Source organism: Polaromonas sp. A23 (genome assembly GCF_002001015.1).
GTDB lineage: Bacteria > Pseudomonadota > Gammaproteobacteria > Burkholderiales > Burkholderiaceae_C > Polaromonas.
Genome location: NZ_MUNO01000045.1, coordinates 154665 through 168077 on the forward strand (window position 1 = coordinate 154665; position 13413 = coordinate 168077).

At 63.2% G+C, this 13413-nt stretch carries 11 protein-coding genes; 6 read left to right on the plus strand and 5 right to left on the minus strand.

What is annotated here, in order from left to right; all coding sequences use genetic code 11:
- Positions 1 to 25: 25 nt before the first annotated feature.
- From B0B52_RS19965 to nadE, 5 genes are all read right to left on the minus strand, one after another.
- Positions 26 to 958: a LysR family transcriptional regulator gene (locus B0B52_RS19965; RefSeq protein ID WP_077595422.1), complete on the minus strand. Its 933-nt coding sequence runs from the start codon at positions 956 to 958 to the stop codon at positions 26 to 28.
- Between the two features lie 405 nt (positions 959 to 1363).
- Positions 1364 to 3553, minus strand: coding sequence for a protein-disulfide reductase DsbD (locus B0B52_RS19970; protein WP_077595423.1), 2190 nt, complete (start codon positions 3551 to 3553; stop codon positions 1364 to 1366).
- A gap of 11 nt (positions 3554 to 3564) precedes the next feature.
- Entirely contained in the window at positions 3565 to 4188 is a 624-nt protein-coding gene (locus B0B52_RS19975; RefSeq protein WP_168173602.1) for a thioredoxin domain-containing protein, read from the minus strand.
- Between the two features lie 29 nt (positions 4189 to 4217).
- The gene (locus tag B0B52_RS19980) at positions 4218 to 4682 is read right to left on the minus strand and encodes a disulfide bond formation protein B (RefSeq protein WP_077595425.1); all 465 of its coding nucleotides are present in this window, start codon (positions 4680 to 4682) and stop codon (positions 4218 to 4220) included.
- 179 nt (positions 4683 to 4861) lie between these two features.
- Entirely contained in the window at positions 4862 to 5686 is an 825-nt protein-coding gene (nadE, locus tag B0B52_RS19985; protein WP_077595426.1) for an ammonia-dependent NAD(+) synthetase, read from the minus strand.
- Between the two features lie 200 nt (positions 5687 to 5886).
- Between nadE and B0B52_RS19990 the strand changes: the two genes are divergently transcribed.
- From B0B52_RS19990 to B0B52_RS20015, 6 genes are all read left to right on the plus strand, one after another.
- Positions 5887 to 6273: a DUF3703 domain-containing protein gene (locus B0B52_RS19990; protein ID WP_139352037.1), complete on the plus strand. Its 387-nt coding sequence runs from the start codon at positions 5887 to 5889 to the stop codon at positions 6271 to 6273.
- Between the two features lie 65 nt (positions 6274 to 6338).
- Positions 6339 to 6728, plus strand: coding sequence for a hypothetical protein (locus tag B0B52_RS19995; RefSeq protein WP_077595427.1), 390 nt, complete (start codon positions 6339 to 6341; stop codon positions 6726 to 6728).
- Positions 6729 to 6796: 68 nt separating this feature from the next.
- Positions 6797 to 8074 (plus strand): TolC family protein, encoded by a 1278-nt coding sequence (locus B0B52_RS20000; protein WP_077595428.1) that lies wholly within the window; start codon positions 6797 to 6799, stop codon positions 8072 to 8074.
- On the plus strand, positions 8071 to 9729 hold the full coding sequence (locus tag B0B52_RS20005) for an efflux RND transporter periplasmic adaptor subunit (protein ID WP_077595429.1): 1659 nt from the start codon (positions 8071 to 8073) through the stop codon (positions 9727 to 9729). The genes B0B52_RS20000 and B0B52_RS20005 overlap by 4 nt, the downstream gene beginning before the upstream one ends.
- Complete coding sequence (locus B0B52_RS20010; RefSeq protein ID WP_077595430.1) at positions 9726 to 12920, plus strand: efflux RND transporter permease subunit; 3195 nt, start codon at positions 9726 to 9728, stop codon at positions 12918 to 12920. Before B0B52_RS20005 ends, B0B52_RS20010 begins: the two co-directional genes overlap by 4 nt.
- Complete coding sequence (locus B0B52_RS20015; protein WP_077595431.1) at positions 12917 to 13264, plus strand: copper-binding protein; 348 nt, start codon at positions 12917 to 12919, stop codon at positions 13262 to 13264. The genes B0B52_RS20010 and B0B52_RS20015 overlap by 4 nt, the downstream gene beginning before the upstream one ends.
- The last annotated feature ends 149 nt before the right edge of the window (positions 13265 to 13413 follow it).

The window sequence follows — 13413 nt, forward strand, 5'->3', positions numbered from 1 at the left end:
CAGCCATCACGCCTGAGGACCATTGCTACTTTCGGCGGGGAGCCTTCGCAATCGGAGTAGGCTCCGCCAGGAAGTCAATGAGCTGGTTTACGGCGTCGTCTGTCGGTTGCCGGGCCGCCCCGATAAGCAGGCGCCTCTGGGCCCAGAGGTCTGCCAACGGGCGCCAGGTCAGTCCCATCGCTCCAGCCATTGGTAAAGCGGCGCCTTTTGGGAGAACGGCCAGGCCCATGCCGGAGGCGACCAGGTGGCACACTGCATCGAAGCTGCGCACCTGCATTCGCAGGCGCAGGGGCTTGCCGGCCGCCAGCGCAGCTTGTTGCTGCTGCTGCAGCATTGCCGCTCCCGCTGGCAGACTTATGAAGTCTTCGTCGAGAGCTTGAGCGAAGGGAAGTCTCGAACGGCCTCCGAGTCTGTGGCCCTTGGGTAGAACGATGACCAACTCGTCTTCTCGGAACAGACGGGTCTCAATGTTCGCTGTATCCGGCCCCTCGACGAAGATGGCCAAGTCGCAGCGGCCCTCTCGCATTGCAGCTGCAGCGGCCTCGGACAGCTGCTCTTCCAGGTCGACACGTACCTGCGGTTGCCGCTCGCTGTATTGCGCAAGCAGTGCAGGGAGGAATTGGCTGATAGCCGCCGTGCTGGCGCACAGGCGAATGTGCCGTACGACTCCATGCTGTAGGTCAGTCAGTTCCGCGCCGAGTCGCTCGACGGTTTGCAGCAGAGTCAATCCGTGCTTCGCAAACACACGACCTGCAGCTGTAGGACGGACCCCGCGGGCATGACGTTCGAACAGCGGCGCCCCAATAGCGGTTTCAAGGTCGCGAATTCGACGACTGGCTGCAGCCAGAGCCAAATTCGCATCTTGCGCGGCTCGAGTAAGGCTGCCTCGCTGTGCACAAGCAACTGCAAGCTTCACTGATACTAGATCGAAACGTGCAAGGTTGTACGGGAGGTCCATGGCCCACTTTCTTCGAAGTCAACGCGAAGGTTCAGGAACTTGCATTCATGAGCAGGCCAGCGTGCTGACATTGACAACACTCGGTTGTGATTCCCCGCGCCTTTTCCGCGTGACTTTACTGTAATCGCGCAGGTCGTTGACTTAGCTAAGTAGACGTTGCGGGGCAAGATAGTTGTCGGATCGCAAGAAAAGTGAACCGTTGCGAGGACGATTTGCCGCTGGGCCAGCTCGCCTTTAGGCAGCTGAACGCCTAACCCGCTCACGCGCGCGGGTGACGCCCCTCGTGCCCGGAGCCGACATCTGGAACGGTAAAGGCCGGCAAACGCGAATTGCTGGAGCGAAACTGGACTGACAACTTGCGCCAACCCCCGACGGGCAAGTCTATGCGGTGAAAGCAATACGAGGTCAGAGAGATGCGACGGCTGCACGCACCTCATCCACGCTCAGCACTTCGGAGAGCACCACCGGCTGCCTGCCACTTTGGTAGAGCACGTAGACGGGCACCCCGTTGCGGCCCAGCTGACCCAGGGCTTCGGTGACAGCCGGGTCGCGCCGTGTCCAATCGGCCCGCACCAGTGCGACATTCTTGGCTGAGAGGTCAGCCAGCACCGCCGGGTTCGCCAAGGTGGTTTTCTTGTTGTACTGGCAAGTCACGCACCAGGCCGCCGTGAAGTCGACAAACACGGGACGGCCCGTTGCCAGGAGTTGCTCGACGCGTCCCGGCTCCCAGGGTTGCCACGCACCGTCGCTGGCAGCCGTAGTCGGCCGCGCATCGACTGCGGTAATGTTCTGACCTGCATGCCACATCAGCAGCGCGAGCACCACCAAAGAAATGCCACCCACGATACCCCGCGAACGTCCAATCAGCGTGAGGGACCAGATCACCATGCTCATGGCGACCAGCAGCACCAACAGGGAAGCGGCTCCATCAATCCCGCTTTGTTGGCCCAGTACCCACAGCAGCCAGGTCACCGTCGCGAACATCGGGAAGGCCATGAACTGGCGCAGCGTCACCATCCAGGGTCCGGGCCGAGGTAGCAACCTGGCCACGGCGGGAATCCAGCCTGCGGCGAGGTAGGGCAAGGCCATGCCGAAGCCGAGGGCGGCGAACACGAGCAAGGCCTGCGGCGTCGGCAGCGTGACCGCCAGGCCGAGAGAAGCACCCATGAATGGTGCGGTACAGGGCGAGGCGATCGCCACGGCCAGCACTCCGGACAAGAACGAATTGGCCACTGGATGCCTGCTCTCCAGGGTAGCCAGTTTGCTCGGCAAAAAGGCGCCGAACTCGAACACTCCGGCGAGATTCAGGCCGATCACGGTGAATAGCGCCGCCAGGGTCGCGACCACCAGCGGGGACTGCAGCTGAAAGCCCCAACCAAGCTGCTGGCCCGCCGCGCGCAGACCGATCAGCAAGGCGCCGAGCAGCACAAACGACAGCACCACGCCCGCCGAAAACGCCAAGCCGCTGACGCGGTGGGCACGCCTGTCGTCGGCATGGCGCGCGAAACCCATCACCTTGATCGCCAGCACGGGGAAGACGCATGGCATCAGATTGAGAATCAGGCCGCCGAGCAGTGCGCCCAGCAGCGCTGCCGCCAAGGTCAGTGACACGGCGGGGGCGGGCTGGCTCAGGCTGTTGCGGCGCAACGCTTCTTCCAGCGCGGGGGACACGCCGGTTGCAGCCACAACTTGCGGCCATTGGCCCACGACTTGGGCCTCCGTGCGCCATCCCTTGTCTCCCAGGGTCAGCACCAAAGGCATCACCGCCGGGCTCTGGCTGCGCTGGAGTGACAGAGGCACGACTGCGTTCCAAACCTTGCCGTCCCAGGATTGCGTGACCGGCGCCGCGGTCTCGATCACCTCCTTCGTCTCCGGGAAGAACCCCAGCACCTTGCCGTGCGCCTCCGCCGGCAAACCGGGCACGCTGACCCTGAGCATGCCACCATCGATTCGAACCGTGCCGGCGCCAGCCAGCGGCCGGGGCTGTGCCTGGAAGCTGGCATTGAAGACATCCGCGTAAAGGGCTGTGGCACTGCGCGCGGGAATCTTGAGCGCGAACTCGCCCTCTTCGGGCACACACTCCTGCCGGCATATCAGCCACTGCGCTTTCAGCTTGATTTCCAAGTCACCGCCCAGGAGCGAAGGCTTGAACTGAGGCGTGACGGTAAGCGGCACGGGCAACAGCACTGTGCCGCTGTAGCCGTAGTTGGCCAGATTTCCGATCGGGTACTTCTTCGGTATCGGCCAGGCGATTTCACCGGCCTCCACGCCCGGCGGCAACGTCCACTGCAGCTGCGTCGGGAGGCCGGAATCTCCGGAGTTCTTCCAGTACGTGTGCCACTCTGGCTGGTGGGCCAGCTGCAGGCCCACCCACAACGCCTTGCCCGGCTCGACGCCATCTGGCGCATGGGCCAGCAATTCGGCCCGCGCGCGCTCGGTCGTGACCACGCTCTTGACCACTTGCGCTTTGACCGGCAGGGCGAATGCACTCCCGACGATCAGCAGGGCGGCACACGCGAGGCGCGCGAACGCCAAGGGCGCACTTGCCGCGCGAAGGACACGCGGCCTGCTCCGCGACCAACTTGACTTTCTCATCTCATCTCACTTCACTGCGGGTAAGCCGCTTTGAGCTCTCGACTGACCAGCGCTTTGAGCTGTTCTTCGCCAAAGTCCTTCAACGGTTTTCCGTTCACGAAAAATCCCGGCGTGCGGGTGACGTTCAGGGCCTTGGCATCGGCCATATCTTGTTCGATGTTGGCCAGGACCTGAGGTGAGTTGGCATCCTCGCGGGCTTTCCTGAGGTTCAGGCCGGTGCCGTCCACGATGGACCAGATCAAATCGGGCCGGGGATTGTGGTCAGCTCCCCAGGTTCGCTGGGCGTTGAGCAAGGTGCGGTTCACCGGCCAGAAGAGGCCTTGAAGCCTGGCCGCCTCGAGAACTTTCACGGCGGTGTCGGCGCCGGCATGGAACGGCGTGTACCGCACGACCAGTTGAACCTTGCCGGGGTGGCTGTCCACAAGGTCCTTCACCAGGGGGTAGAAGGCCCTGCAGGTCTCGCAGGCCGGATCGAAGAATTCGACGATCCTGACCTTGGCCTGCGCAGAGCCATACGTCGGAGAATGCGGGCGATTAAACACGGAGTCGCTTTGGCGGGCGAGTTCGCCAAGGCGTTCGTCCTCCATCCTGTCGTACAGGTAGACGCCCAAGCCGAACAGCAGGATCACGGCCATGGCCGAAATCAGAAGGATTCGCTGCCGGTTCATCGGGACAAAACTTTCCGGGTTGCAAACAGCAACAAGACAATGATGACGGTGAATGAAACCAGCGAGAGCATCGGGATGGTGACCAGGCCCCCCAATTCCAGGCTGACCTCGGCGCAAGACACGCCCGTGCCGCATGGCTGCAGGCCCTTTGGGATGTAGCCCGAATAAAGCAGCCAGTGGTAAAACGCGGCCAGCCAGCCGGCTCCGGCCAGCGGCATGGCGTATTTGATACCTCCCGAATCTTGCGTGTAGAGCCCAATGGCGAGGATGGGCACCAGGGGGAACATTGCGATACGCTGATACCAGCACAGCACGCACGGCGCCAGCTTCATGACCTCGCTGAAGAACAAGCTGCCCAGGGTTGCGACGAACGCAACCAAGAAAGCCAGCAGTAAAAGGGACCACTGCGGCGATGGAATGTTGGCGCGAGGAGGCGTGGTGTTTGAAAGACCAATTGGCATGGAGTCGATTGCAGAGGCTTGATTGCAAGCCGTAGAGGGAAAATATGAAAGCACCTATGGAGACGTCGCTTGCATGCGAGTCGTGCTGATCAGCTTAGTTCCCGCGAGTCGATCCAGTTTGTTAATGGTGAGCGCCTATTTGAAAGCCTAAAGTCGGTAGAGAGTCAAGCGGCCACCCATCAATTTTGCTCGGGCTGGACAGGAAGGGTGCGTTTGTGTCGGCTGGCGAGGTAGAACCGTTCGATGATCGCCAAGGTGGATTCCGGCACGGGCCGTCCTTCCAGGAATGCGTCGATCTCGTCATAACCGACGCCGAATGCCGACTCGTCCGGAAGCTGAGGGCGCAGCGTCTCCAGATCGGCCGTTGGAATTTTCCGGACTAGTTCGGCCGGTGCGCCAAGGTGGGAAGCGAGCTCGCGCACGCGTCCTTTCGTCAGTCCCGAAAGCGGCGCCACGTCACACGCGCCGTCCCCGAACTTGGTGAAAAACCCCATGAGGGCTTCGGCCGCATGGTCGGTGCCGATGACGAGGCCACGCCGCGCACCGGCGACCGCGTACTGGGCGATCATGCGTTGTCGCGCCTTGATGTTGCCCAGGACGAAATCTTCCTGGGACGCATGCTCGAACGCTTGCCCCGCCGCCTTCAGGCTTGCCAGCATGGCATCGGATGCCGGTTGGATGTTCACGGTGAGGACCTCGTCAGGATCAATGAATTCCAGCGCCCGCCGGGCATCCTGTTCGTCCGCTTGCGAGCCATAGGGAAGGCGCATCGCGACAAACTTGGCGCCCGCTCGCTGGGGGCGGGCTTTGTAAACCGCGAGTTGGCACAGACGACCCGCCACGGTCGAATCGACCCCGCCGCTGATGCCGAGGACGAGACAATCCATTCTGGATTGGACGAGGTAAGTGCAAAGAAAATCCACGCGGCGCGCGGCTTCAGCTTGGGCGTCGAAAGCGGGGCTGACGCCAAGTTCGCGTGCAATTGCGATCCGGTCGAGTTGCATGGGGGCACTCCTGAGCGAAATTGATGAAGTATGGCGCGGGGCTGCATCGCCTCCTACCAAGCTGCGAGGAATGGCGTGGTGTCTGCTACCCACCGATGACGGGCGACAATTTCTGAGACCTTGACGACTGTGCGGCGGCACTTGACATTGAAGTCGCTGCAGGGTTTCCAATGCAGTGCTTTCACACCACGAGAATGAGCATGCGTCGATCGCCGATCCTCCAGGAGGACCGAGAAATTTACGCGCACCTGATCCAACAGTTCAGGGGTAGCACAGACCAGAACTCAGAACAGCGCTGGCAATGGTTGACGGCCGCCCACATTGCCGGACAGGAACGCATGGGCCTTCACCTGCACATTCACCTGATGATGCTTCGCTTCGCTGCGGCTGAACGGGACTGGCCGGAGGCTGCTGGCCAAGCGCTGCGCCTCCTGTTGGTACCCATGGGGAATGGGACGGGCAGGCTCCCGCTAGGCAATATCGGGAGGGCAACCGTCAGTGCATTCAAGCCCATGTCAGTGTCGCCGGAGCTACGCCGGCTGATCGATGACGCTCGCGACGCGGTCAGAGTAGCTCGTCTACGATGATGAACTTTCTGGTGCGCAGCTCATCCACAACTTTGGCATCTTCCCAAACGTCCTAAAATAGCGTTATGTTCGTTCGCCGTCGACATCGCCTGCTCACAGTGATCTTCGCACTGTTCAGCCTGCTGTTCATGCAGCTGGCGGTGGCCGGCTATGCGTGCCCGGTCGAGAGCAACGTAGCCGAGACGGTGTCTATGGCTGAAGCCGGGATGCCTTGCGCCGGTGAAATGGTCAAAGACACGGAGCAGCCCAGCTTGTGCCATGCGCACTGCCAGCCTGCCCAACAGACGGTCGAAAAGGTTCAGGCGCCCACTCCGATGGGCGCTTTGGCGACTGGTTCCGCCTACACGATCAAACCCACTCGAATTTCCCCGCCGGCACGTCCGGCCCAAGCACCATCGCTGTTGCGAACTACGGCTCCGCCGATCGCCGTTCGCAACTGCTGCTTCCGAATCTGACACCCCAGACCGTCTGACGCTGCCTGCGCTTCGCGCCGGCAGTCTGTTCTTCGTCGTCTGGAGTTGTCATGTTTCATTCCCCATTGAGACGCTCGCGCGCCGCGGCCGTGTGGGTCGCATTCCTCACCTTGCCTGCATGGGCGACCGAGCCCCTGACGTTGCCGGAGGCCCAGGCGCTCGCCGTCGCACGCTCCCAGCTGTTGGCGGCCAACAGTGCGTCCATAACGGCCTCGCGCGAGATGGCCACCGCGGCAGGCCAGCTGCCCGACCCCGTACTTAAGTTCGGCATCGAAAACCTGCCCATCAACGGGCCGGACCGCCTCAGCCTTTCGCGCGACTTCATGACCATGCGACGCATCGGCCTGTCGCAGGAATTGCCACGTGCAGACAAGCGCCAGCTTCGGACCGAGCGCTTTGAGCGGGAAGCCGCGCGCACCCAGGCCGAGCGCCAGCTGAACCTGGTCAACATCCGGCGCGAGACTGCAAAAGCGTGGCTGGAGCACTACTACACACAGCAGATGCGGGCGCTGGTATTGCAGCAGATTGAAGAGGCAAAGCTGCAGACACAGACGGCCGAGACGGGCTTTGGCTCCGGCCGCAACAGCCAGGCAGATGTCTTTGCGGCCCGCGCGGCATTGGCGATGCTGCAGGACCGCTTGAGCCAGCTGGTGCGGCAGGAAAAGAATGCCGCGCTGATGCTGGCGCGTTGGGTCGGCACGGCCGCCGAGCGCCCCGTCGCAGGCGCGCCCTCCTGGCAGCAAAGCCATCTCGACGAAGGACGGCTGGAAGAACACTTCCAGTACCACCCCGATCTCGTCATGCTCAGGGCTCAAATCGAGACCGCGCAGACTGAAGCACGGCTTGCAGATGCCAACAGGAAGCCGGACTGGAGTGTCGAGGGCAGCTACAGCCAGCGTGGCTCGGCCTACTCCAACATGGTTTCGTTCGGTATTTCCATTCCCCTGCAATGGGACCGCGCCAATCGCCAGGACCGCGAATTGGCAGCCAGGCTCGCCATGGTGGATGAGGCGCGCGCCAAGTACGAAGAGATGCTGCGCAACCACGACGCAGAAGTGCGCGGCCTGCTCAACGACTGGCGCAATGGCAAGGAGCGGGTGGCACGCTACCGGGACGAACTCATTCCGCTGGCGAAACAGCGGACCGAGGCAGCCTTGACAAGCTACCGGACTGGCAAAAGCGACCTGGCAAGCACGCTCACGGCCCGCCGGGACGAGGTGGAGACCCAGATACAGGCATTGACCGTTGAGATGGAAACGGCCCGTGCCTGGGCCCAGGTCAACTTTTTGATCCCTGAACACAGCACCGCTGCGAAGGACAAACCATGAACCGGAAACACATCGCCATTGCAATGGCTGTCGCCGTGGCCCTGGCTGCATTCGGCTACGCGGCTTTCGAGATGGGCATGCGGCGCGGCGGCGGCATGACCGCTGCGCCCGGAGCAGCCGCACCGGGTGCAGCAGCGCCAGCAGAAGCAGGTGCAGTACCCGCTGCGCCCGGCCCTTTGCCGCAAAGCATCGCCGAAGGCGAAGAAGCCACCCGCCGCCACATCGCAGCCGGCCTGAAAGCCGGCGAGATGGACCCTGTCACCGGCCGCAAGGTGCTGTATTACCACGACCCCATGGTTCCGGCCAGCAAGTTCGACAAGCCCGCCAAGTCGCCCTTCATGAACATGATGCTGGTGCCCGTGTACGCCGACGGCGACAGCGACCAGAGCAAGGTCACCGTCAGTCCCCGCACCCAGCAGAACCTGGGTGTGCGCACGGCAGTCGTCACCGAGGGCAAGCTGACGCCGCAGGTGGCCGCCGTCGGCAGCATCGCTTTCAACGAGCGCGACCAGGTGATGGTGCAGGCCCGCGCCACCGGCTTTGTCGAGCGCCTGCACGTGCGCGCCACGCTGGACCGGGTGAGCAAGGGCCAGCCGCTCGCCGAGCTGTATGTGCCCGACTGGGTGGCGGCGCAGGAAGAATTCCTCTCGCTCAAGCGCATGGATGGCACCAATCTTGAAGGGCTGGTCGATGGCGCACGCCAGCGGATGCGCCAGGCCGGCATGAGCGAGGAACAAATCCGTCTGGTGGAGCGGACACTGAAAACCCAGGCCCGCACCACGATCCACGCGCCGATTGGCGGGGTGGTGGTGGAACTGTCGGTGCGGGAGGGCATGACCGTGATGGCGGGGGCGCCGCTGTTCCGTATCAACGGCATGTCCACAGTCTGGGCCAACGCCGAGGTGCCGGAAAGCCAGGCCGCGCTGGTGCGGCCGGGCGCCATGGTGCAGGCGCAAAGCCCGGCCGTGCCCGGCGTGGCCTTCCAGGGCCGGGTCCAGGCCATCCTGCCGGACGTGAATGCGACCACACGCACGCTCAAGGCCCGCCTCGAGCTGGCCAACCCCGGCGCGCGGCTGGTGCCCGGCATGTTCGTGTCCATGCAGTTCATGGACACACGCGGCGAAACGGCGCTGCTGATCCCGACCGAAGCCGTGATCCAGACCGGCAAGCGCGCGGTGGTGATGATCGCCGAAGAGAACGGCAAATTCAGGCCGGTGGAAGTGCAGGCCGGCATCGAGTCGGGCGGCCAGACCGAGATTAAGAGCGGCCTGCAGGCCGGCCAGCGCGTCGTGGTGTCGTCGCAGTTCCTGATCGACTCCGAAGCCAGCCTGAAAGGCGTGGAAGCCCGCCTGAACGACGCTCCCAAACCGACCGCAGCCAACACCGCGGCGCGGCATGAAGGCGAGGCGAAGATCGAGGCCATCGGGCGCGACAGCCTGACCTTGTCGCACGGGCCGATCGCGTCGCTGAAGATGGGCGCGATGACGATGGAGTTCAAGTCGCCGCCGCCCAGCGCGCTGCCGCGCAACCTGGAAGTCGGCGACCGCGTCAGCTTCGAGTTCTACATGGGTGCAGACGGGCCGCAATTGACCCGTGTCGCACCGGCACCCAGCTTGCCGCCATCCCTGCAACAACCCCAGGGCACCGGCAAATGATCGCCGCCCTGATCCGCTGGTCCATCGTCAACCGCTTCCTTGTGGTGCTGGCGACGCTGGGCCTGAGCGCCTGGGGCGTCTATGCCCTGCTGCGCACGCCGCTGGACGCCCTGCCCGATCTGTCGGACGTGCAGGTCATCATCCGCACCACCTATCCGGGCCAGGCGCCGCGCATCGTCGAAAACCAGATCACCTACCCGCTCACCACCACCATGTTGTCGGTGCCAGGCGCCAAGACGGTGCGCGGCTATTCGTTCTTCGGCGACTCGTTCGTGTATGTGCTGTTCGAGGACGGCACCGATATGTACTGGGCACGCTCGCGTGTGCTCGAGTACCTGAACCAGGTGCAATCACGCCTGCCGCCCTCGGCCAAGGCATCGCTGGGGCCGGACGCTACCGGTGTCGGCTGGATCTACCAGTACGCACTGGTGGACCGCGGCGGCACGCAGGACGCAGGCCAGCTGCGCGCGCTGCAGGACTGGTTCCTGAAGTACGAACTCAAGACCGTGCCGAATGTGGCGGAAGTAGCTTCCGTCGGCGGCATGGTGCGGCAGTACCAGATCGTGCTGGACCCGGACAAGATGGCGGCCTACGCCATTCCGCACACGCGGGTGACCGAAGCCGTGCAGAAGGCCAACCAGGAAACCGGCGGCTCGGTGCTGGAGCTGGGCGAGGCCGAGTACGTGGTGCGTGCCACGGGCTACCTCACCTCGCTCGAAGACTTCCGCAAGATTCCCCTCATGACGACGCCGGCCGGTGTGTCGGTGCGCCTTGGCGATGTGGCGCGCATCCAGATCGGTCCCGAGATGCGGCGCGGGATCGGCGAACTGGACGGCGAAGGCGAAGCCACGGGCGGCGTGATCGTGATGCGCTCGGGCAAGAACGCGCTGGAAACGATCGAGGCGGTGAAGGCCAAGCTCAAGTCCCTACAGGCCAGCCTGCCCAAGGGCGTGGAGATCGTTCCGGTGTACGACAGGTCCAGCCTGATCGAGCGCGCGATCGACAACCTGAGCTTCAAGCTGCTGGAAGAGTTTCTGGTGGTGGCGGTGGTCTGCTTCATCTTTTTGTTCCACCTGCGTTCGGCCCTGGTCGCCATCATCTCGCTGCCGCTGGGCATTCTGGCGGCCTTCATCGTCATGTACTACCAGGGCGTGAATGCCAACATCATGTCGCTTGGCGGCATCGCCATTGCCGTCGGCGCGATGGTGGATGCGGCGGTGGTGATGATCGAGAACGCGCACAAGCACCTGGAGCACTGGGCGCATGAAAACCCGGACTACAAGCTGCAGGGCGAGGCACGCTGGCGGGTGATTGGTGATGCGGCGGCGGAAGTCGGACCGGCGCTGTTCTTCTCGTTGCTGATCATCACGCTGTCCTTCATCCCGGTATTCACCCTGGAAGCTCAGGAAGGAAGACTGTTTTCACCGCTGGCTTTCACCAAGACCTATGCAATGGCAGCGGCCGCGGGCCTGTCGGTGACCTTGATCCCGGTGCTGATGGGCTATCTGATTCGCGGGCGCATCCCCCAAGAGAAGTCCAACCCGTTGAATCGTTTCCTGATTGCGGTGTACCAGCCTTTGCTCAACGGCGTGCTGCGGGCACCGAAACTGACCCTGGTCGTTGCGGTGGCGATCCTGCTCACTGCTGCCTGGCCGCTGGCGCGTATCGGCGGCGAGTTCATGCCGCGGCTGGACGAAGGCGATCTGCTGTACATGCCATCCGCCCTGCCCGGCCTGTCGTCCGGCAAGGCGGCCGAGCTGCTGCAACAAACAGACAGGCTGATCAAGACCGTGCCGGAAGTCCTGAGCGTGTATGGCAAAGCAGGGCGGGCCGAGACGGCAACCGACCCGGCGCCGATGGAAATGTTCGAGACCACCATCCAGTTCAAGCCGAAGGACCAGTGGCGGCCGGGCATGACGCAAGACAAGCTGGTCGAGGAACTGGACAAGATCGTCCGCATTCCAGGTCTGTCCAATATCTGGGTTCCTCCCATTCGCAACCGCATCGACATGCTCGCCACCGGCATCAAGAGCCCGGTGGGCGTCAAGGTGGCGGGTACGGACCTGATCGAGATAGACAAGGCCACCGCCGAGATCGAACGGGTACTGAAGGACGTTCCCGGCGTCACCAGCGCGCTGGCCGAGCGCCTGACCGGTGGCCGCTATGTGGACGTCAACATCCGCCGTGATGCGGCGGCCCGCTTCGGCATGAACATCGCCGATGTCCAGTCCATCATCAGCTCGGGCGTCGGCGGCGAGAACATCGGCGAGACCGTCGAGGGCCTGCAGCGCTTCCCGATCAACGTGCGCTACCCGCGCGAAATCCGGGACTCGCTGGAAAAGCTGCGCAGCCTGCCGATCGTGAGCCCTCAGGGCGCGCGCCTAGTGCTCTCCGATGTGGCTGAAGTGCGCATCACCGATGGGCCGCCGATGCTCCGAAGTGAAAATGCTCGCCTATCCGGCTGGGTCTACGTGGATATCCGCGGCCGCGACCTGCGCTCCGCCGTGCAAGACATGCAAAAGGCGGTTGCAGAGAAGGTCGAACTCTCGCCGGGCTACTCAATCTCCTGGTCCGGGCAGTTCGAGTTCCTGGAGCGCGCGACGGCCAAGCTGAAGGTGGTGGTGCCGTTCACGCTGCTGATCATCTTCGTGTTGCTGTACCTGACCTTCAAACGCTTCGAGGAGGCGTTCCTGATCATGACGACGCTGCCGTTTGCGCTCGTGGGTGGCATTTGGCTGCTCTACCTCCTGGACTACAACCTGTCGGTAGCCGGCGCCGTGGGCTTCATCGCGCTGGCAGGCGTCTCGGCGGAGTTCGGCGTGATCATGCTGCTGTACCTGAAGCACGCCTGGGAAGCGCGGCTCAAGCGCGAGACCACCGGCGAGCAGGATCTGCTGGACGCCATCCGCGAGGGTGCGGTCCTGCGCGTGCGCCCCAAGGCGATGACCGTCGCGGTCATCCTGGCCGGCCTGTTCCCGATCATGTGGGGAACGGGAACCGGCTCGGAGGTCATGCAGCGGATCGCCGCCCCGATGGTCGGGGGAATGATCACCGCGCCGCTGCTGTCCATGTTCGTCATCCCCGCGGCCTACCTGTTGCTCCGGCGCCGGCGGGAGGGTGCGGCGACGGGAACCAAGTCGCCGAGTGGAAAATCAGTTTTCTTTAACCTGTTCACAAGGAAAATTTCATGAACAAGTCAGCGTTTGTTTTGGCCATGTCTTTGGGGGTTGCGGCGTCGGGCGGTGCCCTGGCGCAGCAAAAAATGGATGACATGAAGGGGATGGACATGGCCAAGAGGCCGGCCGCCGGCGCAAGTGCCACTCATCAGACGAAGGCAACGGTCAAAAAGGTCGATGCGAAGGCCGGTACCGCGACGCTGGCGCATGAGCCTGTAGCCACCCTGAACTGGCCGTCGATGACCATGGCGTTCAAGGTCAAGGAGAAAAAGCTGATGGACAAGCTCAGTGAGGGCAAGACCGTCGAGGTCGAGTTCGTCAAGGACGGCAATGACTATGTCGTCACAAAAGTGAAGTGACTTTGAGGAAAAGGTGCAGTCCCGCACACTATCATCGAGCATGCGCGAATCGAAACCAGAGTTGGTTTCGATCGCCTTCAACAAAGAAGCCGGTCAACAGGCTCTGGTTCGCCCAACGCGATCTGAAATGAAGGTCCACAAGGGGAACC

What these genes read in the sequence shown, in the direction of transcription:
- B0B52_RS20015 (WP_077595431.1), top strand. Translation starts at nt 12,917, where the DNA reads ATGAACAAGTCAGCGTTTGTTTTGGCCATGTCTTTGGGGGTTGCGGCG.
- B0B52_RS19980 (WP_077595425.1), bottom strand. Translation starts at nt 4,682, where the DNA reads ATGCCAATTGGTCTTTCAAACACCACGCCTCCTCGCGCCAACATTCCA.
- B0B52_RS19970 (WP_077595423.1), bottom strand. Translation starts at nt 3,553, where the DNA reads ATGAGAAAGTCAAGTTGGTCGCGGAGCAGGCCGCGTGTCCTTCGCGCG.
- nadE (WP_077595426.1), bottom strand. Translation starts at nt 5,686, where the DNA reads ATGCAACTCGACCGGATCGCAATTGCACGCGAACTTGGCGTCAGCCCC.
- B0B52_RS19990 (WP_139352037.1), top strand. Translation starts at nt 5,887, where the DNA reads ATGCGTCGATCGCCGATCCTCCAGGAGGACCGAGAAATTTACGCGCAC.
- B0B52_RS19965 (WP_077595422.1), bottom strand. Translation starts at nt 958, where the DNA reads ATGGACCTCCCGTACAACCTTGCACGTTTCGATCTAGTATCAGTGAAG.
- B0B52_RS20000 (WP_077595428.1), top strand. Translation starts at nt 6,797, where the DNA reads ATGTTTCATTCCCCATTGAGACGCTCGCGCGCCGCGGCCGTGTGGGTC.
- B0B52_RS19975 (WP_168173602.1), bottom strand. Translation starts at nt 4,188, where the DNA reads ATGGCCGTGATCCTGCTGTTCGGCTTGGGCGTCTACCTGTACGACAGG.
- B0B52_RS20010 (WP_077595430.1), top strand. Translation starts at nt 9,726, where the DNA reads ATGATCGCCGCCCTGATCCGCTGGTCCATCGTCAACCGCTTCCTTGTG.
- B0B52_RS20005 (WP_077595429.1), top strand. Translation starts at nt 8,071, where the DNA reads ATGAACCGGAAACACATCGCCATTGCAATGGCTGTCGCCGTGGCCCTG.
- B0B52_RS19995 (WP_077595427.1), top strand. Translation starts at nt 6,339, where the DNA reads ATGTTCGTTCGCCGTCGACATCGCCTGCTCACAGTGATCTTCGCACTG.